Raw genomic sequence first — 25134 nt, 5'->3', positions numbered from 1 at the left:
CAACAGGCGGCCTTGAAGTCAACCGGCAGAGGTCGACGCTCCCGAAAGCACACGCCGTTATTGCACTCGCTCGATGCGCAGCTTACAACGACCGCATGAAACAAACCAGCCATCCCCCCTGCCAAACCAACGATTGGTACGAGCATGCCTTCGATCTCGCGCGTGGCATCGCCGCCTATACGCGCAGTCCGCTGATCGAAGGGATCGGCCGGGTGATCGCCAAACATCCAGACGCCCACATCGCCAATGCCTTCAACCACAAGCAGGTTGCCTGCAAGGTCTGGGCGCGCGATACGCTCTTTGAGGTGGCCGGCCCCTCCTACGGCAAGATCGCCATCCTCGGCGGCTGGTACGGCATTCTCGGCGCCATGCTGCTGGAAGACCAGCGCTTCGATGTGGCGGCAGTCGACAGCTTCGACATCGATCCGGACGTCGAAGCGGTGGCGCGGACGCTGAACGCGGCCTTTCCGGACAAGTTTCATGCCGTGACGGCGGACATGTATGCGATCGACTACGCGGCGCTCGCGGCAGACGTGGTGATCAATACGAGCTGCGAGCATATCGCAGACCTCAAGGCATGGCTCGATCGCATTCCGGCCGGTACGCGGGTGCTGCTCCAGTCCAACGACTATTTCAGCGAGCCGACGCATATCAACTGCGTGGCCTCGGTCGAGGAATTCGCCAAGCAGGCGGCACTGACGACCGTGGAGTTCGCCGGCGCGCTGCCGACTAAAAAATACACCCGCTTCATGCTGATCGGCACGGTCTGAACCGATCGAGATCGCACTTGTTTGCCGGGACAGCACCCGTGCGCTCCGGCACCGTTGTCTGTCTTCGGCCTCCACGGGTACCGCCGCCCCCCCGACGTTCAGTTATGCGTCTCGGCGACCCTTGTTTTCATCTCGTTCCAGAGCGACGACGCGGTTCCCGCGAACGCCTTGTAGCCTGCCTCAAACGGATGTCCGTCGTTATCAGGATAAAAGCGCTGCCCGGCCAGGATCGCATCCCGCAAGGCGTCGGTCGTTGCATCCACCGCACTACGATACGGCAGATCAAGCCGGCCGGCGACCTCCCGAATTTTGTCCTCGAGTGCGATCTGACGCTCGACACTGCGGATGAAGGCGGGATCGGCAACCGCCAGCTGGCCACCGCGCCGAAGGTGTTCGAAAACCACACGCTCCTTGGACGGAATCAGCAACAGTCCTACCCGTCCCCGTCCCTGCGCGGCCCAATCGGCCGCAAAGCGTTCAAAGTCCGCAAACATCGCCGCTGTCTCGGACGAGGCCAAATCGCTCATGCGACCGGCATCATCCACATAGCGCCTCGACACGGGTGTGATCCCGTCCGGGAACCGGTAATATTCGGACGCTTCATCGCTGCCCGTGCCAAGGAAGCGCGCATACAAGCTCGTCACACGGTCCTTTATCGCATATTGATAAGCGCTCAGAAGCGCGACGTTCTCGAAAAGCTTCGTCTTGATGCTCGCCGATCGCGCCTTGGTGCATTGCGTATGGCTTCCGGTCGGACTGAAGAGAGCCTGCAGGTGAAGCCGTGCCTGCTCTGCAAGCCAGAAGTCGGAACGCGCGTTCATGATATCGCATGCCGAAAAAACGATCGCGAAGTCGTTGCCTGGGAAAATGGCGACGATCGCGCCTTTGGCTCCATTTGCCAGCGCGTCGTGGACGATCGCGTGGTAGGTGTAGATGCCGTAACTTCCGACACCAAAATTGTAGGTGTGTTCGCCGGTGATGGCCTGGAAGACGGCCGGCCAGGTCTGACCGCTTTCGACGTTGTTGCCATAGGTCATCGAGTCGCCGATTGCGGCGACTTGAAAGCCCTGCCGTGCGCCTGCCGGGTCGCGGAAGCCGTCCTCGTCAACGCCGGAAAGGGTAGGATCGAGACGATAGCCATACTTTTCGTCGATGCTTCGGTGCGACTGCGTTCCGATCGGAAACGGCGTGAACATGCGCAGCATTACCTCCCCGGCCCCCAATGCCAAGGTCACTGAGATCAACAGCGCGATCAGATTTCTCAACTGCCCCTCCTGCCTTACGCGCTCGACGCGCCGAAATCCCCTTGCATTGCTCTGCGGCCGCCGTTCACCGCGGGTGCCCCGCTGCCTCCACGCTCGCCAGCCGGCGCCGCTGCAGCGCACCGGCGAAGCCGTGCGCGAGAGGCCGGCGGATGCTGGGGAGGTAGACAAGGCAGGAAAGCCGTGCGGGAAACTCTTCGCCAAGAGTATGACCCAGTCCTGGCAAGACCTTGAGTTTAGTGCAAACAGGAACCCAGGTTATCGTTCGGTGGAAATGCACTGCGTATATTCAGAATCAGTATTATTGATTTCACTAACATGACATTCCGGAGACAACCAGCCGGGACACGCAGAACGCGAGGAAAATATCCAGGCTCCGTACATACTGGCAGATAGACGAATGGTCGTCCGACCATTGGTTTGCCGAGCGACTTTTCTATTTCGGTGGTTCCGCTCAAGGGCGGCCTTCAGCGGAGACCGATGGGCACCACCGACTACGGCTAGCGGACCGCCTGAAGCCCCAGTATCTCCGCCGTTCTAGCGGCGCCGTTCAGGTCGAGCGGTGGGATCTCCGGCCTTGGCCGCGCCAGCATCGTCTCGACGTCGCGGGCCAGCCTCTCCGGTGTTACGTCCGCTTCTGGCAGAACGCCGGCAAGGCCGAGCTTTTCGAGCCTTTCGGCGCGCGTCGACTGCTCGGTCTCGCCGCCGGCGACGAAGGGAATGAGCAGCGACGCACAGCCGGCACGGAAGATATCGCAGACGGTGTTGTAACCGGCCTGGGAAACCGATAGCCGCGCACCCGACAGAAGGCTCGCGAAATCCTTGCGGAAGCGGAACAGATGCACGTTTTCGGGCGCTGCGGCGGCAAAGCCATCATAGTCGTCCTGCGGCAGGTTCGGCCCGGTGATCAGGCACCATTTCAGGTCGCCCGCAAGCAGCCCGGCCGCCTGTAGTGCCGCGCCGATCAGTTCCTTGCCGACCGCGCCACCGCCAGCCGAAACAAGGACGTCGAACCTTTCAGCCGGAGGTTCAGGGGCATGGCCGGCGACAAGACCGGTATAGACGATCTTGTCTTCGATCTCCGCCGTATACGGATAGGTCTCCTCGAGCCGCGCAAAGGCGGGATCGCCATGCACGAGCACGAGGTCGAAATGCGCCCTGACAACGTCGAGGGTTTCTTCGGCGCGCCCGGGCTTCGTCCGCTCCTGCAGGATATCGCGCAGCGATGCGGCAACGAGGGGCCGCGGCTCCTGCTTCTCGATCACCTCCAGCAGCGGCATCAACTCGAAACGCATCTGGCGGCGGCCAAAGGGGAAGGCTTCGAAGATGACGATGTCAGGCTTGCAGGCAAGAAATGCCTCAATCAGCAGGTCCCGGCGCTCTTGCTTGAAAGCCTCGCTGACCGGGTTTCCCTCGCCATCGGCAAGTCCGCTAAACCCCTTGTCGCCAGCCAGCACCGGCGGCAGGGCCACGTGTTTCACATCGTTTGCCGGGAACCCCGGCACCGGGCTGCCGCCCGTCACGACGGTCACGTCATAGCCTTTGGCCGCCAAGGCGCTCGCGATCCGGCTTGCCCGCGCCAGGTGACCGATGCCGAGCAGGTGCTGTACGTAGAAGAAGACGCGACGTGCGGACATCAGGCGGCTCTCCATTCGCTGGCGAACAGGCCGGCGAGCTGTTCGATGCTGGTGTGGTGGTCGAACTGGCCGCGAACCTTCCGCTCGGCCGCATCGCCGAACCTGTGGCGAAGTGCCGGATTGCGGATCAGTTCCTCAAGCGCGACCGCAAGTGCCTGCGGATCCTCCGACGGAACGACACGGCCGTTTTCGCCGTCCTCAAGGAGCTCCGGAACGCCGGATATCGCCGTCGAGACGCAGGCCAGCCGCTGGCTCGATGCTTCGACAAGCACGTTCGGCAACCCGTCCCGATCGCCGTCCGCGGTGATCCGGCAGGCGAGCGCAAAGATGTCGCTTGCCCGATAGTGCGCAAGCACATCGGTCTGGTCGAGCGCGCCCTTCCAGACAATACGGTCGGAGACGCCGAGCTCCGTGGCGAGCGTCTTCAATTGGCCGGTCAGTTCGCCGGCGCCGATATGCTCGAACCGCCAATGAAGCTCTGCCGGCAGCTTGGCCAGCGCCTTCAGCAACACGTCGTAGCCCTTTTTTCCAACGGCACGGCCGACGCTGACGATGCGGACGGGATCGGCCGGATCGGAACCGGTGCGATTGGAATGCGTGCCGTCGAAATGCGGGAAGCGGTCGAGGTCGAGGCCATGATAGCTCAGATGTACTCTCGATTTGTCGCTGGCAAGGCTGCGGAGATGCTCGTACCCCATGCGTGTGCAGGTTACCGTCCAGCGCGCAAGGCCGAGCTTTTCGGACAGTTCCCAGTCGGGCGAGGTCCAGATGTCCTTTGCATGCGCCGAACAGGTCCAGGGCGTGCCAGCGATCACGCTGGCATAGGCCGTCACCGAAGCAGGGGTATGGATGAAGTGCGCGTGCAGCCAGCGCGGCTGTCCAGGCCATTCGGAGGCGAGCACCAGCGCCTGGCCGAGCCGGCGAAAGCGGTTGCGGCTGAAATCGCGCGGCAGGTCCTTGAGGAACAGACCCAGGACGCGCCAGAATCCGGGTTTCGGCAGACAGCGCACGAGCCCGCGCAGAACCCTTAGCGGCTCCTCATGCAGATATTCCGGCAGATAGTGGACGTCGGCGCGGATTTCGTCATGCACCGGGTGGCGCTTGCCGTCCGTCGGACGCCGAAGCGAGATCAGGACAAGTTCGATCCCGGCGCGCTCGAGGCCAAGCAGTTCCTGGGCGATGAATGTTTCCGAAAGACGCGGGTAGCCCTTCAGCACGACTGCAATTTTGCGGTCTGTCGGCAATGCTTCAGCTCGATTTCTTCACGATGTTCAGGTGGTCGCTCGACGGCCGGTCGAGCCATCTGCCGACGATTTCGGAGATGTGCACGAGGCCTTCCAGCCGCAGGCCGTTGGCGCTGCTTTTCGACGGTGGCTCACGATAGGGCAGCGCCCTCAGCGCCGCCGCCAGCCGTAACGGATCCTCCGCCTCGTCCGGCAGGAGCATCTCGATCAGCCCCAGCTCGGCAGCCCGGCGCGCGCGGATCAGTTGCTCTTCGCGCGGCTGGATGCGCGGCACGATCAGCGCCGGCTTGTCGAAGGAGAGGATTTCGCAATAGGTGTTGTAGCCGCCCATGGCGACGACGCCCTTGGCACCGGCAATGAGCTCTTCCATGCGATTGTCGAACTCGATGATCTTTATATAGGGGATCTTGCTGCCCTTGCGGATCAGCTTTTCCCGCTTCTTGACCGGCATGTAGGGTCCGAGCACGATCAGGGCCTTGTGCGTGAGCTCCGGATCCTGCTGATAGGCATGGATGACGTCGTGGATCAGGTCCGCCCCATCTCCGCCGCCGCCGGTGGTGACGAGGATGTAGTCGCCCTGAGGCTTATGACCCGGCAATTCCTCGCGCGGGACGCTGCGCTGCAGAAAACCGACGAAGTTCATGCGCTCGCGCACCGCGGGCGGCACGTCGAGTTCGGTCAGGGGGTCGTAGAAATCAGGCGGGCCGTAGACCCAAATCGTGTCGTAGTACTGCTCGATCTTGCGCATGGTATCGCGCCGCTTCCACTCTGCCTCGAGCAGGTGCGGCGCATCCATGACCTCACGCAGGCCGAGGACGAGCGTCGTGCCGTGCGCTTTCAGATAGGTCAGCGTTTCCTCGACCTCGCCGCGCAGGCCCATCGGCTCCTTGTCGACGATGAAGATGTCCGGCTTGAAGGTCTCTGCCGTATGGCGAATGATCGCCTGGCGCATCTTCAGCGTTTCATCGAGTTCAATATGGCGGTCGAGCGAGGTGTAGTCGCCATTATGCAGCTTGATCACGCTCGGGATCTTCACGAAATCCACGCGCGCGCGATAGTCGAACGCGCCGGCAATCGTCGCCCCGGAAATGATCAGGATGTTCAAGCCGCGATAGTCTTCCACCAGCGAATGCGCGATCGTGCGGCAGCGCCTGAGGTGTCCGAGCCCGAACGTGTCATGGCTATACATGAGGATCCGGGCATCTTCAAAACGCCGCATCATGCAAGAAACCTTTCACTCAGGGTACGATGAACCGTTTCACGCGGGCCGTGTGGCTGCGTCAAACCGGGCTTCATTTGTAGGGATCCGCCGCGTCACGCAACCCATCTCCCAAGAAGTTGAACGCCAAAATCACAAGAATGACCGGAATTGTGGGAAATAGGAGCCAGGGATAGAAGGCAATGACGCTGACGCTTTTCGCCTCCGTCAGCAGAATGCCCCAGCTGGTGATCGGCGGCCTGAGACCGAGGCCAAGGAAGCTGAGCGCCGTTTCCCCGAGGATCATGCCGGGAATAGAGATGGTCGCGGTGGCGATCAGATGCGACATGAAACCGGGCACGAGGTGCCGGCCGATGATGCGGCTGCTCCTTGCGCCCATAAGCTGGGCCGCAAGCACATAGTCTTCCTCGCGTAAGGCCAGCAGCTTCGAGCGGACAGCGCGCGCAAGCCCGGTCCAATCGAGCAGGCCGAGGATGATCGTGATCGCCAGATAGATGAAGATTGGACTCCAGGTCGCCGGCATGATCGCCGCCAGCGACAGCCAGAGCGGTATGCTCGGGATCGATTGCAACACCTCGATGACACGCTGGACGATGAGATCGAAGACGCCGCCGTGGTAGCCGGCAAGACCGCCGATGACGATGCCGAGCACGAAGCTGACGGTAATGCCGAGAAGGCCGATCGTCAGCGAAATCCGCGCGCCATAGATGATGCGCGACAGCACGTCGCGCCCGAGGCGGTCCGTTCCGAGGAAGAAGGCCTCGCCGCCCGTTGCCGGGCAGACGAAATGCACGTTGCTTTCAAACAGCCCCCAGAAGCGATAGCCGTCGCCGCGGCAGAAGAAGCGAAGCGGCTGCACATCGTTGGTATCGTCGGCGTAGTTGCGCTTCAGCGTATCCATGTCCAGCGTCATCGTGCGGCCGTAGACGAAGGGACCGACGAACTTGCCCTCATGGAAGAGATGCACCGCCTGCGGCGGCGCATAGATATAGTCCATATTCCGGGTATGCAGGTTATAGGGCGCCAGAAACTCGCAGACGACGATCATCAGGTAGAGCACGACGAGAAAAACGCCGGACGCAAGCGCCAGCTTGTGACGGCGGAATTTCCACCACATCAGCCGCAGCTGCGAAGCCTGGTTGACGCGCACCTGCTCGTCCGTCATCGCCTCGACGGAATAGGGGTCGAACGGAGCCGTAGATACGTAGTGCGGCATGGGCTCGCCGGGCGCCGGAAGAAATGACGTCACTTGGTGCTCCTGCCTTGCAGCCGAATTCGAGGATCAAGAATGGCGAGCGCGATGTCGGAGATCAACACGCCGATCACCGTCAGGAAGGCCAGGAACATCAAGAAAGACCCGGCAAGATACATGTCCTGGCTCTGCAACGCCTTGATCAACATCGGGCCGGTGGTCTCGAGCGAAAGCACGATCGCGGTGATTTCCGCGCCGGAGATGATCGCCGGCAGGATCGAACCTATATCCGAGATGAAGAAGTTCAGCGCCATGCGCAGCGGATATTTCACCAGCGTGCGCATCGGCGAAAGGCCCTTGGCGCGTGCCGTCACCACATACTGCTTCTGCAACTCGTCAAGCAGGTTGGCCCTCAGGCGCCGGATCATGCCGGCGGTTCCCGCCGCGCCAACGATGATGACCGGTATCCAGATGTGTTCGAGGATCGATTTCGCCTTTTCCCAACTCATAGGTTCAGCGAGATACTTCTGGTCCATCAAATGGCCGATCGAAATCCCGAACCAGATATTGGCGAAATACATCAGGATCAGCGCCAGCATGAAGTTGGGGATGGCGATGCCGATCAGGCCCATCAGCGACAGGCCGTAGTCTCCCCAGCTATACTGATGGGTCGCCGAGTAGATACCGATCGGAAAGGCGATCAGCCAGGTGAAGATGATGGTGACGAAGGAGACGAGGATCGTCAGCCAAAGGCGGTCGCCGACGACCGCGCTCACCGGAAGCTCGTACTCGAACGAATAGCCGAAATCGCCCTGCAGCATGCCGCCGAGCCAATAGACGTAGCGCAGGACCGGCGGCTGATCGAAGCCGTACTCCTTCCTGAGCGCCTCGATCTGCTCCATGTCCACGCCTTCGCCCTGCGCCTTGATCTCGGCGACATAGCTTTCGAAGTAATCTCCTGGCGGCAGTTCGATGATGGTGAAGACAAGAGCGGAAATGATGAGGAGGGTCGGAGCCATCGCCGCGATACGCCAGAGAATATATCGCAGCATGTCAGGCTTCCTGTTCGATCCAGAAGGTGTCGGGTTTGTAGACACCGAAATAGCACGTGGGGTCGAAGCCGTAGAGCGCAGTGTCGGGCACGTTCCTCAGCTTCTTTGCCACGAGGATCGGCTGGAGCGAGGCGTTGACGATGCCGATCGAGAACACCTGGTCGGTGTAGATCGAGAGCATCCGGCTCCAAATCTCCGTCCGCTCGGCGTCTTCGGCCGAATGCCGCCAGCGCTGCAGCAGTTCCGTCAGTTCCACGGCTGCCGGAAGGTCCGGGGCCTGGCCCATTTCGCCGTGGGAAAGATAATTCAGCCCCCAGACCGGCCATTGCAGCTGGTCGTCCGCGGTCGGCGCAAGCTGGCCGGGGTTCATGCTGGCCGTCGGCACGCCGTTGTCTATGCCGAACCACATCGACATGATGATCTCGCCACCGACGGCGCGGCTGCGGAACGTGTCGCGTTGCGAGGTCCGGATGAAGAGCGATATCCCGACCTTCTGCCAGTAGTCGGTGATGAGCTGCAGCACGTCCGTCTCGAGTGTGCTTTCCCCGGCCGTTTCCACGACGATCTGCGCCGCGCGGCCGTCGGAGAGAATGCGGATGCCGTCGCTGTCCTTCTTGGTCAGGCCCGCTTCGTCGAGCAGCGCATTGGCCTGTTCCGGATCGTGGGCGACCCAGGCATTGGCGAACTCGGGCCGGAAGAGCGGGCTCTCGGGCAGCACCGTGTCGGCGCTCTCCTTCGTCAGCCCGTAGAACACCGCCTTGTTGATTTCGGTGCGGTCGATGGCAAGCGACAGGGCGCGGCGAACGCGCACATCCTGCAGCAGTGCCCGCCAGACCGCATCCGAGCAGTTGAGGTTGGGAAGCAGCGCCAGGCGCGAGCCCTGCGTCTTCTTCCACAGCAGCACTTTCGCCGGATAGCGCTTCTCGGAATCCTTGAGGAAGGTGTAGTCGACGAAGTCTATACCGGTCGCCTGCAGGTCGCTTTCGCCGGTGCCGGTCTTGGCCGGGATTAGCGCAGACGAGCTGACGCTGAGCACGAACTTGTCGATATAGGGTAACTGCAGGCCGTTCTCGTCGACGCGATGATAGTAGGGATTGCGCTCGAAGACGAATTGTTCGGCCGGAAGCGGCGTCGTGTTGCGCCAGGGGTCCAGCGTCGGCAGGTCCGGGTTTTCCGGGCGGTAGGAACGGGCCATGCGCATGTGCAGCTGGCTCCATTTCTTGACCCGCTCCTCCTTCATCAGGGCCTTGAGCTTGTCTTCTTCCTGATATTTCTCATGGAACTGTTTCAGGTAGGTCGACGGCATCACCACCACCATCGGCTGGGCGCCGGCGAGCTTCTGCAGGAAGTCAGGATTGGGTGTCGACCAGGAATAGCGCACCGTGCGTTCGTCGATGATCTCGAACTTGGCGGCCTCGCCATCCATGACCAGCGCCGTCGGCAGCCCGGCCGGGCTCAGCTTCTCGTTGTTGAGAACGTCGTCCCAGCAATAGCGGAAATCCTCCGACGTCAGCGGCGTGCCGTCGGACCACTTGTGGCCTTCGCGGATGTGGAAGGTGAAGATGCGGTCCTCGACCGTTTCGAAGCTTTCGAGAACGTCCGCTTCGATCTTCAGCGCTTCGTCGAAGCCGACCAGACGGGCATAGCCGTAGATGGTCATCAGGCGGATGTCCTTGGCGCTGCCGATCAGCATCCGCACCTCGCCGCCGTACTTGCCGGGCTGGCGCCCCATGGCCGCGACGTTGATGACTCGCGGCGTCTTCGGCAGGCGCTCGGCCAGCGGCGGCAGCTTGCCGTCGGCAATCTGCTTTTCCCAGAATGCGGGCTCGCCTGCAGCTGCAAAGAGCCGCGTCGGCAGAGCCACGGTCGCAAGCAATGCCAGTACAGTTCGGCGGGTGATCATGGCCGCAACTCCCTTGCATCCACGGATCGGCGTGCCAGCACAATGTGGTCACCACCGAGATCCGCGGGGATCAGCGCGTCGCCGGCATCATCGTCCCGGAACTGCGGTCCCCAGCGCCGCATGTCCGAACCTTCGCTGTCCTTCAGCAGTTCGAAATCCAGCGGCCGGTCGAGATCCGGATAAGGAACCGCCGCCAGCAGCGACTTGGTATAAGGATGAACAGGATTGCGCATCAGCACCTCGCGCGGTGCCAGCTCGACGATACGCCCGGCGCACATCACGGCGATGCGGTCGGCCATATAGTCGACAACAGCCAGATTGTGCGAGATGAAAAGGCAGGTCAGTCCCAGTTCCTTCTGTAGGTCCTTCAGCAGGTTGAGGATCTGCGCCTGGACGGAGACGTCGAGCGCGGACACCGGCTCGTCGCAGATCAGCAGCTCCGGCACCAGCGCCAGCGCCCGCGCGATCCCGATGCGCTGGCGTTGGCCACCGGAGAAGCTGTGCGGGTACCGATTGATGAAGCGCTGGTCGAGACCGACGGCCTGCAGCAGCGAACGCACCGTTTCTTCGCGCGATTTGCCCGTTCCGCGCCCGTGGATCTCGAGCGGCTCGCTGAGGATGTTCTTGACCGTCATGCGCGGCGAGAGCGAGGAGACCGGATCCTGGAAGACCATCTGGATCTTGGATCGCATGGCCTTCAGGTCGTCGCCCTGCACTTTCAGCACATCGACCGGCCCCTCGCCATTGTCGAAGATCACCGAGCCCTGGTCGGGCGTGACGGCCCGCATCAAGATCTTGCTGACGGTGGTCTTGCCGCAGCCGCTTTCCCCGACGAGGCCGAGGCACTCGCCACGGCGGATATCGAAACTGACATCGTCGACGGCGCGATGCAGCGTATCTTCGCCACCACCGAACCAGGACGATTTGCGCGTTCCATAGGTCTTCGAGACATTGCGGACGGACAAAAGCACGTCGGGACCGGTGCGCCGGTCGGCGGCCGATGTCCCGAGCAGCGTTCCAGCCTTGACCGGCACTTCGCGCAGCGCCTTCAGCCGCTCGCCGGGCTTCATGTCGAAATGCGGAACCGCGGCCATCAGGCCCTTGAGATAGGGATGCTGCGGGTTGCGGAAGATCGCCTCGACCGGACCGGCCTCGACGATCTGGCCGTGATAGATCACCACAACCTCGTCGGCCATATTGGCGACGACGCCAAGGTCATGGGTGATCAGCAGCATGGCCATGTTGAGCTTGACCTGAAGCTCGCGCAGGAGTTTCAGGATCTGCGCCTGAACGGTCACGTCGAGCGCTGTCGTCGGCTCGTCGGCGATCAACAGCGCCGGCCGGCAGATCAATGCCATGGCAATCATCGCGCGTTGCCGCATGCCGCCGGAAAGCTCGAACGGATACATGTCGTAGGCGCGCTTCGGATTGGCAAAGCCCACATAGCCGAGCAGCTCTTCCGTTCGCGCCCGACGTTCCGCCTTTTCCGCGTCGGTGTGGATCTTCAGCACTTCGGAAATCTGATTTCCGATCGTGTGGAGCGGCGACAGCGATGTCATCGGCTCCTGGAAGATCTTGCTGATGCGCGTGCCGCGCAGGCTGCGGATCTCCTCCCCTTCCCGCTCCAGCGAGAGCAGGTCGATCGGCTTTGCCGCCGTCGTCGGGTCGTTGAACAAAATTTTGCCACCAACCTTGGCGACGTTGGGCAAGATGCCCATCACCGCCTGGCTGATTGCGGATTTCCCCGATCCGGACTCGCCGACGAGCGCCGTCACCTTGCCGGGCAAAATTCTGAAATTCGCGTTGTTGACGGCTTGAACTTCGCCGCCGAGCACCGAGAATGTGATCCGCAGACCTTCAACTCGAAGCAGGTCCGCCCCAGATGTCATAGCAGCACGCTTCCCTCATTGCTTTTTATCCGCCGCCTCTAAAAAAAGACTAGCGCAGCTTCCAAGGGCTGTCCAGCACACCCGGTTGCAGACGAGGCTATACCCACCTGCATCTTCAGATGGTTAGAACGAAGGGCAGGGACCGCCCTTCAACACGTCGGCGCAATTGGCCGAGCGTCTGAAGTCGTCGTAAAACAGTGTCCAGTCGGTGGTATCGGCCGCCCGGTAGGGGCCGAACTTGAAGTACTGGTTCTTGCCGAGCCCCTTGTCGTCGTGACCGATATGGCCCGTCACCGTGATGATCGGCTTGTCGTTGGCGAAGAGTTCGATGCGACCCGTGCCATTGGCTCCCGGCAGCGTGTAGATCGCGAAATCGATCCAGCCGGACTTCGGGTCGGGCAACGGATTGCCGTGGTTCGTCACCTTGATCGCATCGGTGCATGCATTGAAGAGACTGCCGTCGATCAGCTCCCAGTTGCTGTCTGCGGCGACGAGCATGCGCATCTGGTTGACGCCCGGCCGCCCCCATACGGGGATCTCGCCCGGTTTGCAGCTCGCCGGCTTCCCCTCAGGACCGGCCCAGAGCGGCGCGATATAGTTCGTTTCCACAGTGGCGAAAAGTTTGCCGGCCTCCAGCCTCAAGGCAAGGAACGGGCTGAAATCGCCCTCGGCACCCGGATCGATCTCGCGCTTCCACTGGGCGATCAGATAACGATGGTCCTCATTCGGGATCGGGTCGGCAAACTTGACCGCGAAACCATACCAGACGCCCTGGTCGTATGGCACGCGCAGCGCCGTCTTTTCCCAGATCTCGGCCCGCTCGCTGCAACCGTCGAGCGAATCGGGACAGGTCGGAACGACGCTCAGCTTGAGCGCGCCATTACCGTTATGCTTGACCTCGTTCTGAAACTCCACCGTGCCGGCGGTCTGCTCGAAGTTCTCGCGATAGTAGAGCCCGCCCTCAGGCGCAAAATCCCGCCCCTCGAAGTCGTCGGAAAGCTTGGTTTCCCATGGCTGCGCCATCGCGCTCCCGGCCATGACGATGGAAGCGACGAAAAGGACGGTGCGAAACATTCTTCCCCCTATTGAAGCATCTTGTCGATAAGGCCGCGCGGCGGCTGGAGCGGACGCGTATTGCGATGAAGCAGCATGACATGCTCCGCCTCGGAAAGTCCATCCTGCAACACGTCGTCGAAGCGTTCATCGGCCCTTGCGAGCAAGGCAGCGTCGTTGGGGTAGAGGATCGTAAATTTCTGCCGCACGCCGCGGAGCTTTTCCTGGCCGAGGGCCGTCCAGTCGCCGCCGCAATAATTGACGAAGGCTTCGCTCGCGACGACGCTGTGGGCGTATTTCTTGGTCAGGTTCTGCAACCTCTGGACTTCGTTGACGGCCGAGCCGAAGGCCGAGAACGTCAGCCGGTCGCGCAGGCCCACATTGCCGAACATCACGTTGCCCACATGCAGACCGATGCCGTAGCCGATCGGATCGCGTGCCTGCTTGCGCCGCTCGCCGTTCAGCATGTCCATGCGTGCGGTTGCCGCGCGCACGGCGGCAAAGGCCTCGCGGGCGGCAAATTCCGAGGGCTCCTTGTGGCGCCCACAGGGATAGACGGCGATGAAGCCGTCACCGACGAAGCTCAGAATATGGCCACCGTTGCGATTGAAGGGGGCTGCGATTGCATCGAAATAGGTGTTCAGGGTCTCGATATAGGACTGACGCCCTTCCTTTTCCGCCAGCATCGTCGAGCGGCGCATGTCGCCCATGACGAGGACGGCGCGCACGGTCTCGCCGTCGCCGCGGCGAACCTGGCCGCTCATCACACGCCGGCCAGCGCTGGAGCCGAGATAGGTGGTCAGCATGTTGTCGGCGAGCTTGCCGAGCACCGCCATCTTCGCCGCGACTGCCAGATGGTATTGCAGCTTCAAAAGCGCGCCAATGACATCGTCCGTGAAGCCGCCGTGCCGATCCGTCGTCCAGGACCCGACCATGCCATGGCCGGAATCGGCGCCGAGCGACTGCATGAAGGCCAGATAGTCCGTCGCCCCCATTTCCTTGAGGTCGTCGAAGATCGGGAACTCGGACGGTGTATCCTGGTAGATGCGCCGGCGGACATGCTCGAGATTGTTGTTGAGCAGGTAATAGTAAGGGCTCTGCAGGAACCGCTCGGGATTAAGCGCCAGTTCCTCGTGCCGAAGGCCGCTGACCTCCACGCCCTTGCCGCGCACCCAGGTGAAACCCAGAGCATCGTAAAGCGGGTGCAGCATCGAGAAGGAAAGATGGACGCGCATCAGCGGCAGGCCGGCGGCCGCCAGCCGCTCGCAGAAGCCTTTGACGATCGTCTCCAGCGGCGCGTCGCTCAGCGATGTGCGCATCAGCCAGTCGGCGACCTTGTCGATGAGGATTTCGGATACGTTGTCGTTCGTCGGGCCCATTTCGCGTCCTCGCATGACAGACCGTCCCGCGTCAGCATCCGGAGACGGCGAACGCCCCGGCAATTTGCCGGTTCATGTTCGCGGTGGATGATGATGAGCCGTGCCCGTTAAGAAAATGCTCCAACCGATTCCGGCGTCGATGACGTGCAGGCACCCGGAATGCGGCACTTATATGTTGCAGATATTCACGCGCGCAGCCAATTTCCAGAGGCGAACGAAGATTTTTCCGACCTGTTGCAGCACGAAGATTTGATAGCCGGCTCAACGGCGTGCCAGCAGCACTGGTACCGGGCCTCGCTTGACTTGGGGCTTGTTTCTCTCCAACAAACCACGACATGTTCGCGCGCCGCGCCTGTCTGTCCACGAGATCCGGAACCGAAACTTGACCTCACCTCATTTCGAAAGCCTGCTGTCGTCCATCTCCGACCGGAGCGCCAAGGTCGGCGTCATCGGGCTCGGCTATGTCGGCCTGCCATTGGCGATTGCGGCAGCGCGCGCGGGCTATTCCGTCATCGGTTTCGACATCGATCCCGGCAAGATCGTCGCGCTCGATGCGGGCAAGTCCTACATCGGGGCGGTCTCGGACGCTGTCCTTGCCCGGGAGAGCGGTGCTGGCCGTTTCCGTTCCACGACGGATTTCCTCGAACTGTCCGGCTGCGACGTCATCATCATCTGCGTGCCGACGCCCCTGACCAAATATCGCGACCCGGACCTTTCCTTTGTCGAAAAGACGTCGCGCGCGATCGCCGCAACCCTGCGTCCCGCGCAGCTCATCGTCCTGGAATCGACCACCTACCCCGGTACGACCGATGGCATCGTGCGCAGCATCCTCGAGGAAACCGGGTTCAAGTCCGCCGCCGAATTTTTCGTCGGCTTTTCACCCGAGCGCGAAGACCCGGGCAACCCGGTCTATGAGACCGTGAGCATTCCGAAGGTCGTCGCCGGCGACGGCCCCGAGGCGGCAAAGCTGATGGAGGCGTTCTACGCTTCCGTGGTTAAGACGGTCGTTCCGGTCTCGTCCAACGCCACGGCGGAAGCCGTGAAACTCACCGAAAACATCTTCCGCTCGGTCAACATCGCGCTCGTCAACGAATTGAAGATTGTCTACGAGGCGATGGGCATCGACGTCTGGGAAGTGATCGAGGCCGCCAAAACCAAGCCGTTCGGCTATATGCCGTTCTATCCCGGCCCCGGCCTCGGCGGCCACTGTATTCCGATCGACCCTTTTTACCTCACCTGGAAGTCGCGCGAATACGAACTGCCGACGCGTTTCATCGAGCTTGCCGGCGAGATCAACTCGGCCATGCCGCGCCACGTCGTCAGCCGACTGGCCGAGGCGCTGGACCGGCACGCCGGCAAGGCGCTCAGCCGCTCCACCGTTCTCGTCATCGGCCTCGCCTACAAGAAGAACGTTCCCGATATTCGCGAGAGCCCATCGTTGCGCCTGATCGAACTGATCGAGGAGCGCGGCGGCCACACCGCCTATCACGACCCCTACGTTACCGAGATCCCGCCGACGCGCGAATATGCCGCTCTGAAGGGCCGGAGTTCAGTGACGCTCGACGAGCCCACGGTGGCGGCGTTCGACGCCGTGCTGATCGCCACCGACCACGACCAGGTGGACTACGCAGCCCTCGCCAAGTGGGCGCCGCTCGTCGTCGATACCCGCAACGTCTTCCATCGAAACGGCCTGACGGGCAGCCACATTATCAAGGCATAGCGCAACGGTCGTGCGCATCCCTGTGGCCACAACAGCTAGCCGGCGCCACCCGCAAAGGGTTGAGTAGCCTTGTTGCGCGCCAGCGCGGCCTTGAGATTGCTCGCCGCCACCGCATAGCCTCCAGAGGCGCCGTCGACGAAGTGTATGTGGTCGCGGGTCATCGGCGTCGGCACGATGCAGGTCATCAGCGCCGAATCCTGCCGGTGCAGGCCATAGTGTCCGACGCCCTCTGCCTCTGCCCGCTGCAGCCGCGCCTCGATCCGTTCGAGGCACGGGGCACTGATATCGATCGTCATTTTCAGGCCGTCGTCGAATTTACGGAAGTCGGTGTTGTCGGCAAGGTCGCGGCGATACCGGTTCGTATCGAAAGGACCGAAGTTCCAGCCCATGCGAAGGCAGACGAAAAGTGCCAGCGTCTGCACGGTGATAATGCAACGTTTCAGGAAACGTCGCCCTCGCGGAGCGGCCGCACGCGTCTCGATGTCGATCCCCTGGAACGAGAGCCGCGCGGTCGGCCCAAGCTCGGGAACGGGGTGCCCGCCGCGATCTTCCTCGTCGGCAAGCGCGACGATGTCGGCGATCAGCGCCTGGAACTCCGGTCCGTTGCCCTTCGCCCCCGGCACCGCGATGATCGAGGCGATCGTGCCGTGGCAGGACTCGATCGAGTTCCAGCGACATGAAAGGCCGGTCAGGTCCGGCCGGCTGCCGGCAGGCGCTGCCGCGACGTGATAGCGCCCGGCCTTCATTGCCGCCTCGGCCCAGCTTGCCCCGCCGCCCGCAAACATCGCGTAGGAAACCTCGTCGCTGGCCTTGAAGCGGGCGACACGCATGTCGAGCCCGTGCTGGCGGATGTCGCTGACCGGAACGAGCGCAGTCCGCAACTCAAGGTCAAGTTCCTCCGCCACCCAGGTTTTCACTGCAGCCAGCGCGTCGCGGGCCCTGTCGGCCATCGATGCCGGCAGCGCCGCCAAGGCGCCATCCCCCCCGAATACGAAGGGCATTGTCTTTTCTTCGAGCACGTTCATCAGGGCGGATATGACACTCGCGCCAGCCATGTTGACTGTCTTGTAGCGGCCGTCGGCAATCGCACCGGTCGAGTTGACGATATCGGCCACGGCAAGCAGCCAGCCGTCCGGCAACGGCCGGTAATTCGCTTCGTCCGCGACGCCTTCGAAGGCGGCGAACAGCGGCACGCTATCGTAAAATCGCCCTTCCATTGCCTCAGCCATCAGCGCCTCGATCTCGCTCTCCCTTAACGTTCGTCAGATAATTCACGCAGGAGCGCAACAAAAAGTTTCGTTGGCTGTTACCAGGGGGACACCTCTGTCCGTTTCGGCGGCCTAGTGGTTGTGCGAGAAGCGGATCGGGCCGGAGCGGAACTTGGCGACGCGAAGGTTAGTTTCCAAATAATGACCCACGGCATTGCAGGGGTGTGGCCATCTGTGCTTGTTTAACAGTCATACAAGGATCAAAATGATCCAAGTGTGCGTAGTGAAGCCGAAACTGAATGCGTGACGACAACTTTCGAGTGCGGTTCTGGGGCGTAAGAGGAAGTTTGCCGGTCTCCGGCCAACAGTACGTCGCCTATGGGGGAAATACATCCTGCATCGAGATTCGATGCGGTAAGGACGTATTGCTGTTCGATGCCGGTTCTGGCCTGCGCGAGGCGGGATATGCGTTGATCGCCGAAGGTGTCGAAGAGTTCGATCTATTCTTCACTCACAGCCACTACGACCACATTATCGGTCTTCCCTATTTCAAACCCATCTACAAATGTCGCAATTCGGTGCGCTTCTGGTCAGGCCATCTGCACGGCACCATGACCACGCGGGAGATGATCCGCGATTTCATGCGCCCGCCGTGGTTCCCGGTCGATCCCGACATCTGTCAAGCGAGCCTCGACGGCATGGACTTCAAACCCGGTGACGTGCTGACCCCGCGTGCCGGCGTCACCATCCGCACGATGAGCCTCAATCATCCCGGTGGCTGCGTCGGCTACCGGATCGAATGGAATGGCCGCGCCGTCGCGCTCGTCTATGATACCGAGCACGAGCCGGGCGTTCTCGATCCCGGCGTGCTCGAACTGATCGCCGGGGCCGACCTGTTCGTCTACGACTGCACCTATCTCGAAAGCGAGATGGAGCATTTTCAGGGTTACGGACACTCGACCGGCATGCATGGCGCACGACTGGCGATGGCCGCCGGCGTCAAGCAGCTCGCCATGTTCCACCACGATCCGTCGCGCACCGATGAGGCGTTGGCCGCCATGGAACGCGATGTCCAGGCGACATTCCCCGGCGCCTTTGCCGCCCGCGACGGACAGATCGTCGAGCTCGATTGAGCATCTGAAATCGCGTCGGGATGTCCTTTACCCGAAATTCGGGCCGGAACTATTTCACGCCTCGTGGATTCCTTCTTTCCAAAGAAGGAGCGCCGCATGAGCAAGGACAAGAAGGCCCAGCAGGCGATCGAGGAAACCGGCAAGGATCCGTCGGGTGGGCAGCATCTTCCAACCGCAGGTCCTCATGCAAAGGATCGACTGACCGACAAGACCAAGACCCCCGGCTCAGGGTTGCTGCCGGACAACGATGACGACACTGTCGTACCCGGTAGCGGCTGAGGTGGTGTTCCAGCAAAACATGGGCCGTCGCATCCGACGGCCGCGCCTCCCTGACATGGCGGCAAGCGTCCCTACTGTTTGTCGCGGCAGCTGGCCAAACTACGCTTCCGCCAGCGAAAGGATCATTAAGCTATGAGATCGGCTCCGGTCCGCCAGCGACAGGCCGGATGCGCGGCCGTAAGCGTGAAGAGCTCCTCCATGAAGGACCAAACGCCGGCGTCGTGAACCAGATGATGGGTGAGCACTCCGATGGTTCGCCCGGCCTGATCCCGCCTCTTTTCATCGTCACCGCAGATCTGCCTTAGCCTGGCGATGATGTCTGCTACAATCGCCGCGTGCTCGCGGCAGCCGCGTGTTCCCTGCCAATCCATCACATCGGCATGGGTGTTGACGAGCTTGAAGAGCGAGGGTTTTTCCGGACCGAAGACCGACAGCGCCGCAAAACCGACCCCGGGCAGGTCATCCAGAAGCGCGCCGTCGATCCGGTTCCACGGCGGCACCAGCATCGGCACGAAGCTGCGCGGAAACAGCGCCTGGAGACGCGCGTAACCCTCCGTGAGTTCATCGAGAACCGTTGAGCGTGGCCGGTGCGCGCCGAGTTCCTGTTTCTTTTCCTCGGGCGGAGCATGGTTGCGGTGCGCCCAGCCGTGCACCGCGACGCTGACGCCGGCATGTCCATCGAGGCGGCGCGCAAGCGCCTCGCCCGTCAGCGCGGGCGGCACGGCGATGACCACCGGAACCAGGTGCTTGTCAACCAGCGACAACAGGCGGTCGAGTGCTGCCGTCGGCTCGGCGGCGTCGTCGTCCCGCAGCCAGAAATCAACCTGTCGACCGGACGCGGCCACGCGGTCGAGCGCGACGGCAAGCTGCTGCCAATGGGGTCGTCTCATGCCGTCGCCTCCAGATGCTCGTCAAATATCGTGCGCAGCCGCCGCGCCGCGGCAGGGAAGGAACGTTCGTCGTGGACGAACCGTCCGGCAGCCGTACCCAATCTCCGCCGAAGGACCGGATCCTCTATCAGCGCGCGCATCGCCGCCGCAAAGGCGGTGGCATCGCCGTCGGGCGTAAGGATCCCTGTCTCGCCGTCCCTGACCACTTCCGGCACGCCGGCGGTATTCTGCGCAACGACTGGCAGGCCCGCCGCCTGAGCTTCGAGATAGGCAAGCCCATAGGCCTCGCCGCAGCCCGGCCAAACGTAGAGGTCGCTGCCGGCAAGAATAGCCGGCAGATCGGCAGCGCTCCTTTCGCCGAGCCAGTCCAGCCGGTCGGACGGCAAGGCCGAGAAGGCCTGTTGCACCTCGTCGCGGCACGGACCGTCGCCGACGATCGTCAGGGTCCAGCGGCTATCGGCGATGTGTGTCAGCGATTGCGCCAGCATGCGGTAGCTGTCCAGCTTGTCGCCGCTGCGCATCATGGCGACTACGACCATGCGGCAGAGGTCATCCGTGCTTCCGCCGCCCGGCACGAAAGGGGCGGCATCGATGAAGGGGGCAAGCATCGCGTGGCGGCAGTCGGGCGCGGCCTCCAGCAGGCCATCCCGGTCCCGGCGCGTCAGGCAGATGTTGACTGCCGCCTGCTCGATGGCCTGGAGCACGTGGCGTTGGGCGATCGCGCGCACGCCCTCGTTTCGCCGCGCCGAGTAGGAGGCCTCTGCCGTCACGTAGGGGATGGTGAATTCGGCGGCAAGCGAAGGACCGAGCAGGTCCGGCGCCTTGTAGTAGGGATGGTAGCAGAACCATAGATCGGGGGCGCCGTCGCGCATCCACCCCTGCCGGAGGCGGATGATCTCGCCTGCCGCCGCTTGCTCCAGTTCACGAAAATCTACGTCCGACGCGGCCGCCATGAAGCTGCGCAGGTCCGAGACGACCGCGACCTCGTGCCCTCCCGCACGGAGTGCTGCAACCAGCATGCGCGCCATCAGGCGATCACCCGAAGGAACGGGATGGTCTGGGGATTTCAGCGGTGCGTAAAAGGCGATCTTCATCCGCAGCGAGCTATCGTTTCTCCGCGGCGGCCTGTCAACCGACCGCGCCGGGAGCTTGCCGCTTTCCGGTGGGATCGCGGGAGAGGAAAGCATGCGTCCGCGCCGCCGTCTGCAGCCAAGGGGATACCAGGCCCGACCGCCAGCGGTTCATCGGTCGATCGGCAAATCGTAGTAGTCCCGGCGGATCAGTTTCAGCGAACGGTCCGGCTCGATGACATAGGTTTCCTGAACGAAGCTGTTGCCGCTCGTGAAGCGGTGCGGGACGATGCTGCCGACGGGCGCCTTCGTCAGCTTCGTGCGCGGCTGCCCGCCATAGGTGATGCTGCCGGGGATCGGCTCCAGGTCCGGCGTCGTGCAGCCCGCAAGCGTCACCGCGGACAGAGCAAGCAGACCAAACAGCCCGCCAAGGCTGCGGATGTTTTTCACCATGATCACCTGGCAGCCCCATCGCCGTCCGTGGACCGCTCCGTGCCTGCCACTCCTTGTTTCGTTTCTCTTCTTCCAGCGCGGCCAGATCGCGCCGCCGCGTTCGCTAAGGCGTTGCAGCCACCCCTGTGCTGCCGGCCTTCTCGACCGTGGTTTCCGTATCATGCTCCGAGAGCAGGCTATAGGCGACATAGTATTTGTAGATATTGCTGACGTATTGCACCGTCTCGCGCCCGACGATCGCCGCCGCCGCATTCTCGACATTGCCGAACCAGAGGTTCGGGTCGAGCCCCATATCCTTGGCCTTGGCCCTGAACTTGCGCAGGTTTCCCGGTCCGGCATTGTAGGCCGCGAAGGCAAACAGCATCTGGTTTTTCGGCGTGACGGCCGGGTCGTCGATGTAGGTATCGACAAGGTAGCGCAGATATTTCGAGCCCGCTTCGACGTTGAGGTTCTCGTCCTTATCGATGCCGCGAATGTTGACGGCCTTGTCCGCAGCGGTCGATGGCAGCAACTGCATGATGCCGACCGCGCCCCTGTGGCTGCGGCGGGACTGATCGAGCTGCGATTCCTGGTAGCCCTGCGCCATCAGCATCAGGTGGCCGAAGGAATAGGTCTTCCCGTGCGTGCGGAAGATTCCCACGAGTTGCTTGAAACGTTCGACATCGGCTGGCGCATAGGCGCGCTTCAGCATCTTGTCGCCCTTGTAATAGGTGCTCCTCAGGATGTTGCCGAAGGTCGTCCCGACCTTGTGGGTCTTGACGAAGTCGTCGAGCACACCTTTAAGCTTGGGGCTGTCCTTGCGGATCGCCCAGGCGATCTCCCCGTGGTCGGAAACGACGATGTCGTCGCGCACCTTGAGGTCGGTGAACACCTTCACCCAGATGTCCGCCTTGTATTTGTCGACGACCGTCCAGGGCAGCAGGCCGGCATTGATCATCTCCAGGACGTCTTCGTCCTCGAGGTTCTCATCCATGTCCTTCAGCGTGATCGGCGCGCGACCGGCCTCTTCGAAGCCGGCGCTGAGCGCCGCCAGGTGCTCGTAATAACTGCTCGATCGGCGCACATGCAGTTCCTGCCCGCTCAAATCGTCGACGCTTGTGATCGCCGGCGCCGAAGGGCCGGTGACCAGCACCTCCTTGGCTTCGTCGAACAGCGGCGCGGTGAAATCGACCTTTGCAAGCCGCGTCTCGGTTATCGTCAGATTGGCCATGACGATATCGCCAAGCCCTTCTTCGAGCGCCGAGAGCAGACGCGCCCGCGGCATCGGCAGGAACCCGACGCGGATCTTGTCGATCTGCTTCTTCTTCCCCTTGTTGAGTTCGTGTTCGAGCGCCGTTCCGAAGTCGACGGCCGTGCCCAATTGCTGGCCGCGATCGAGGAAATAGATGGTCTTGCTGAAAGGCACGATGATGCGGATCACGCGCCGCTTTTCCATTCCGTCGAAGTCGTCCTTGTGGGGGACGAACATCGAGCGAAGGAATTGCTCATTCGACTGTGCCAAGGCGCCGCTTCCCGTGAAGAACACGAGAAGCAGCAGCCCCAAGAGAACGCGTTTCATGTCAGCCCCCAGCCCGAGAACCCTGTTGCCGAAATGCTATTCCTGCGGCGGACCGCCTTCGCCAAGCGCGGCGGCCGCATTCTTCTTGGCGATGGCGTCGCGGGTCGCGGCGGCCGCGGCGACGGATTGCTGCTGCTCGTCGCCCGCCACCTGCACGGTCGGCGAGGCGAAGTTGATGCCGTTTTCCTTGAAGGATTCCTTGATCATCACCTGCGCCCGGCGCCGGACCTGGGTCTGTGCCCCCGGCTTCGTCTTCATGGCGAAACTCAAGGTCATGCCGTAGTCGCCAAAGTTCTCGACACCCTTCATCTTGACCGTTTCCAGGATCAGCGGCCCGATATCCGGATCTTCGAGCAGCTTGGCGCCGATGCCCTTCACCAGTTTCTTCACCTTGGCGACGTCGGCATCGAAGGAAACGTTGATCAGGAACTTGTCGATCACCCAGTCGCGGCTCATGTTCTGCACCGCGCCGAGCGAGCCGAAAGGCACCGTGAACACGGGACCGCGATGATGCCGGAGCTTGACCGAGCGAATGCTGAAGGATTCGACCGTGCCCTTGTAGCTACCGCTCTGGATGTATTCGCCGATCCGGAAGGCATCGTCCATCATATAGAAGATGCCGCTGATGACGTCCTTGACCAGCGTCTGCGAGCCGAAGCCGATCGCCACGCCGAAGACACCGGCGCCGGCAATCAGCGGGCCGATTTCCACCCCAAGGCCGGAGAGCACCATCAGCACGGCTACGATCGCGATGAAGGCTGCCAGAAAGTTACGCAGGATCGGCAGCAACGTCATCAGGCGGGTGTTGCGGGCGCGCTCGGCCGGATCCTCGGTCGCGTGATTGGCCTGCTTGACGCGCAGGTTGATGAAACCCTTGACGAGCTGCCAGACCAGATCTGCAGCCAGCAGGATGACGATACCCGCCAGGACGCCGCGGAACACCCGATTGAAGGCGTCGTCCTGCATCATAGACGTGGCGCTGACCTTGAAGACGAGCGCCAGCCAGCCGGCGGCAAGCGCGATGACCAGCAGCCGTGCCCCGCGCTCGATGAAGATGTTGCGCACCACGCGCGCATCGTCCTCTGCCGAGCTATCCAGCATCGTCTTGGTAAAGGCGCTCGTGAAACGCAGCAGCGGCGGCAAGCCGATCACGTAAAGGCCGATCCAGAACAGCACGTCCATGCCGGCGACCCAAAGCAGCCAAAGCACGATCAGGAACGCAACCAGGAACACGTTGCCGACGATACGGCGCGAACCGACAACGGCCCCCACCGGACGCCGCACGACTGTGAGGATCCCGAGCGCGAGGACCACGAGCCCAAGAAGCGCGGTGATGAGATTGCGCACGTCCGCGGAAACCGACAACGCGCTCATCGCGTCGCCGACACCCCAGACGAGCGCCCCCCCACCGATCAGCCATAGGGCATGCCGGTGCCAGAAGCTGGCCTCATCGGGCGTGAGCGAGAGGTAACCGCCTCGCCCGTCCGCATTCCCCTCGTTGACCGGTCCCCCCGTCAGGACCGCCGAGGCGATGATCATCAAAAGGCGTGCTCCGATCCAGGCGCCGAGCAGCGGCGCGATCGTCGTTTCCAGCCGCGTCGGCCAGTCGGCGATCGCCAGCACCGACATGCTGGCAGCCGCAAAAACGATAAGCGGCAGAAGCCGTGTGAGCATGGTGCGGGCCGGCCCCGTCAGCACCGCCCCCTTCAGGCTGCGTCCGAGCAGCCAGCGCAGGAGATATTCGGCGCCGTAGCCGATCGCCAGGATCAGGAAAAACCCTTTGAGGATGGGAGCGGCGCCATGGCTCTCCATGTCGCCGGAAAGGCGCTGGCGCGCCGCCTGCATCTCCGGAAGGACACGCGGCACGGCGTTGCCGATGCCGGTCAGATGACGCCTGATTTCGGCGGTCCAACGCGCCACGACACCGGTTGCGGGCGTTCCGGCCGGAGCTTCGGCCGCAGTGGCGGGCGGGGCCTGTTTCGTCGACAGCCACTGTTTCACTTCCGGATCATCGAGAAGCTGGATCAGCTGCTGGACCTTTGCGGGCGGAGCCGCCGGCGCGGCTTGCTGCGCCAGCCCTGGCGAAACCAGCCCGAAAACAGCGGAAAGAAAAGCCACGAGACCGAAGACCGGCCCCATAAGCAAGCGACCCGACGACCCGACACAGCCCATTCTCATCACCCCCGACGAACATGCCCGTCCCCCGACCGGCACGACTCCCAA

The 25134-nt window shown here is 62.5% G+C and carries 20 protein-coding genes; 4 read left to right on the top strand and 16 right to left on the bottom strand.

Annotated features, from left to right (window positions below):
- Positions 1-95 precede the first annotated feature (95 nt).
- Positions 96-770 (top strand): class I SAM-dependent methyltransferase, encoded by a 675-nt coding sequence (locus IB272_RS24895; RefSeq protein ID WP_090426417.1) that lies wholly within the window; start codon positions 96-98, stop codon positions 768-770.
- Positions 771-868: 98 nt separating this feature from the next.
- On the opposite strand, the gene IB272_RS24890 is transcribed toward IB272_RS24895, so the two are convergent.
- From IB272_RS24890 to IB272_RS24845, 10 genes are all read right to left on the bottom strand, one after another.
- Complete coding sequence (locus IB272_RS24890; protein ID WP_192445300.1) at positions 869-2035, bottom strand: hypothetical protein; 1167 nt, start codon at positions 2033-2035, stop codon at positions 869-871.
- Positions 2036-2532: 497 nt separating this feature from the next.
- Positions 2533-3669: a glycosyltransferase gene (locus IB272_RS24885; protein WP_181529563.1), complete on the bottom strand. Its 1137-nt coding sequence runs from the start codon at positions 3667-3669 to the stop codon at positions 2533-2535.
- Entirely contained in the window at positions 3669-4913 is a 1245-nt protein-coding gene (locus IB272_RS24880) for a glycosyltransferase family 4 protein (protein ID WP_192441152.1), read from the bottom strand. The genes IB272_RS24885 and IB272_RS24880 overlap by 1 nt, the downstream gene beginning before the upstream one ends.
- A gap of 4 nt (positions 4914-4917) precedes the next feature.
- Complete coding sequence (locus IB272_RS24875) at positions 4918-6135, bottom strand: glycosyltransferase family protein (protein ID WP_060521778.1); 1218 nt, start codon at positions 6133-6135, stop codon at positions 4918-4920.
- 70 nt (positions 6136-6205) lie between these two features.
- Positions 6206-7381: an ABC transporter permease gene (locus IB272_RS24870; RefSeq protein ID WP_090426408.1), complete on the bottom strand. Its 1176-nt coding sequence runs from the start codon at positions 7379-7381 to the stop codon at positions 6206-6208.
- Positions 7378-8376, bottom strand: a complete 999-nt coding sequence (locus tag IB272_RS24865; protein ID WP_034799190.1) for an ABC transporter permease — start codon at positions 8374-8376, stop codon at positions 7378-7380. The genes IB272_RS24870 and IB272_RS24865 overlap by 4 nt, the downstream gene beginning before the upstream one ends.
- Before the next feature lies 1 nt (position 8377).
- On the bottom strand, positions 8378-10279 hold the full coding sequence (locus IB272_RS24860; RefSeq protein ID WP_034799188.1) for an ABC transporter substrate-binding protein: 1902 nt from the start codon (positions 10277-10279) through the stop codon (positions 8378-8380).
- Positions 10276-12168 carry an ABC transporter ATP-binding protein gene (locus tag IB272_RS24855; protein WP_060530247.1) on the bottom strand — a complete coding sequence of 631 codons (1893 nt, stop codon included), beginning with the start codon at positions 12166-12168 and terminating at the stop codon, positions 10276-10278. Before IB272_RS24855 ends, IB272_RS24860 begins: the two co-directional genes overlap by 4 nt.
- 123 nt (positions 12169-12291) lie before the next feature.
- Entirely contained in the window at positions 12292-13242 is a 951-nt protein-coding gene (locus IB272_RS24850; RefSeq protein WP_192445298.1) for a polysaccharide lyase, read from the bottom strand.
- Positions 13243-13250: 8 nt separating this feature from the next.
- The gene (locus IB272_RS24845; protein ID WP_034799181.1) at positions 13251-14600 is read right to left on the bottom strand and encodes an adenylate/guanylate cyclase domain-containing protein; all 1350 of its coding nucleotides are present in this window, start codon (positions 14598-14600) and stop codon (positions 13251-13253) included.
- 382 nt (positions 14601-14982) lie between these two features.
- On the opposite strand from IB272_RS24845, the gene IB272_RS24840 reads away from it, so the two are divergent.
- Positions 14983-16320: a nucleotide sugar dehydrogenase gene (locus IB272_RS24840; protein WP_192445296.1), complete on the top strand. Its 1338-nt coding sequence runs from the start codon at positions 14983-14985 to the stop codon at positions 16318-16320.
- Positions 16321-16355: 35 nt separating this feature from the next.
- On the opposite strand, the gene IB272_RS24835 is transcribed toward IB272_RS24840, so the two are convergent.
- Positions 16356-17549, bottom strand: a complete 1194-nt coding sequence (locus IB272_RS24835; protein WP_089043712.1) for a DUF3095 domain-containing protein — start codon at positions 17547-17549, stop codon at positions 16356-16358.
- A gap of 278 nt (positions 17550-17827) precedes the next feature.
- Here IB272_RS24835 and IB272_RS24830 point away from each other — a divergent pair, with 278 nt between their 5' ends.
- Together IB272_RS24830 and IB272_RS24825 are read left to right on the top strand one after the other, a co-directional pair.
- Entirely contained in the window at positions 17828-18661 is an 834-nt protein-coding gene (locus IB272_RS24830) for an MBL fold metallo-hydrolase (RefSeq protein WP_192445294.1), read from the top strand.
- 96 nt (positions 18662-18757) lie between these two features.
- A complete protein-coding gene (locus tag IB272_RS24825; RefSeq protein ID WP_034799175.1) occupies positions 18758-18940 on the top strand; it encodes a hypothetical protein in 183 nt (60 codons plus the stop codon).
- A gap of 125 nt (positions 18941-19065) precedes the next feature.
- Here IB272_RS24825 and IB272_RS24820 read toward each other — a convergent pair whose 3' ends face one another.
- The 5 genes from IB272_RS24820 to IB272_RS24800 all read right to left on the bottom strand — a co-directional run bounded on the left by IB272_RS24820 (position 19066) and on the right by IB272_RS24800 (position 25029).
- A complete protein-coding gene (locus IB272_RS24820; protein ID WP_060586100.1) occupies positions 19066-19830 on the bottom strand; it encodes a polysaccharide deacetylase family protein in 765 nt (254 codons plus the stop codon).
- Positions 19827-20924, bottom strand: a complete 1098-nt coding sequence (locus IB272_RS24815; RefSeq protein WP_112772073.1) for a glycosyltransferase family 4 protein — start codon at positions 20922-20924, stop codon at positions 19827-19829. The genes IB272_RS24820 and IB272_RS24815 overlap by 4 nt, the downstream gene beginning before the upstream one ends.
- Positions 20925-21071: 147 nt before the next feature.
- The gene (locus tag IB272_RS24810) at positions 21072-21323 is read right to left on the bottom strand and encodes a hypothetical protein (RefSeq protein ID WP_051659506.1); all 252 of its coding nucleotides are present in this window, start codon (positions 21321-21323) and stop codon (positions 21072-21074) included.
- 133 nt (positions 21324-21456) lie between these two features.
- Positions 21457-22911 carry a lytic transglycosylase F gene (locus tag IB272_RS24805; RefSeq protein WP_192445292.1) on the bottom strand — a complete coding sequence of 485 codons (1455 nt, stop codon included), beginning with the start codon at positions 22909-22911 and terminating at the stop codon, positions 21457-21459.
- 36 nt (positions 22912-22947) lie between these two features.
- Positions 22948-25029, bottom strand: coding sequence for a mechanosensitive ion channel family protein (locus IB272_RS24800; RefSeq protein WP_348646812.1), 2082 nt, complete (start codon positions 25027-25029; stop codon positions 22948-22950).
- Between the last annotated feature and the right edge of the window lie 105 nt (positions 25030-25134).

It is taken from the genome of Ensifer sp. ENS08 (assembly GCF_014852195.1).
Taxonomy (GTDB): Bacteria; Pseudomonadota; Alphaproteobacteria; order Rhizobiales; family Rhizobiaceae; genus Ensifer; species Ensifer adhaerens.
Note: the sequence above shows the minus strand (reverse complement) of the source record. Positions and strands in the feature narration are given on the sequence as shown.

Excerpts from the sequence above, each read along its gene's own strand:
- IB272_RS24895 (WP_090426417.1), top strand. The coding sequence starts at position 96 with ATGAAACAAACCAGCCATCCCCCCTGCCAAACCAACGATTGGTACGAG.
- IB272_RS24885 (WP_181529563.1), bottom strand. The coding sequence starts at position 3,669 with ATGTCCGCACGTCGCGTCTTCTTCTACGTACAGCACCTGCTCGGCATC.
- IB272_RS24875 (WP_060521778.1), bottom strand. The coding sequence starts at position 6,135 with ATGATGCGGCGTTTTGAAGATGCCCGGATCCTCATGTATAGCCATGAC.
- IB272_RS24865 (WP_034799190.1), bottom strand. The coding sequence starts at position 8,376 with ATGCTGCGATATATTCTCTGGCGTATCGCGGCGATGGCTCCGACCCTC.
- IB272_RS24860 (WP_034799188.1), bottom strand. The coding sequence starts at position 10,279 with ATGATCACCCGCCGAACTGTACTGGCATTGCTTGCGACCGTGGCTCTG.
- IB272_RS24855 (WP_060530247.1), bottom strand. The coding sequence starts at position 12,168 with ATGACATCTGGGGCGGACCTGCTTCGAGTTGAAGGTCTGCGGATCACA.
- IB272_RS24850 (WP_192445298.1), bottom strand. The coding sequence starts at position 13,242 with ATGTTTCGCACCGTCCTTTTCGTCGCTTCCATCGTCATGGCCGGGAGC.
- IB272_RS24845 (WP_034799181.1), bottom strand. The coding sequence starts at position 14,600 with ATGGGCCCGACGAACGACAACGTATCCGAAATCCTCATCGACAAGGTC.
- IB272_RS24835 (WP_089043712.1), bottom strand. The coding sequence starts at position 17,549 with ATGGCTGAGGCAATGGAAGGGCGATTTTACGATAGCGTGCCGCTGTTC.
- IB272_RS24830 (WP_192445294.1), top strand. The coding sequence starts at position 17,828 with ATGCGTGACGACAACTTTCGAGTGCGGTTCTGGGGCGTAAGAGGAAGT.
- IB272_RS24825 (WP_034799175.1), top strand. The coding sequence starts at position 18,758 with ATGAGCAAGGACAAGAAGGCCCAGCAGGCGATCGAGGAAACCGGCAAG.
- IB272_RS24820 (WP_060586100.1), bottom strand. The coding sequence starts at position 19,830 with ATGAGACGACCCCATTGGCAGCAGCTTGCCGTCGCGCTCGACCGCGTG.
- IB272_RS24815 (WP_112772073.1), bottom strand. The coding sequence starts at position 20,924 with ATGAAGATCGCCTTTTACGCACCGCTGAAATCCCCAGACCATCCCGTT.
- IB272_RS24805 (WP_192445292.1), bottom strand. The coding sequence starts at position 22,911 with ATGAAACGCGTTCTCTTGGGGCTGCTGCTTCTCGTGTTCTTCACGGGA.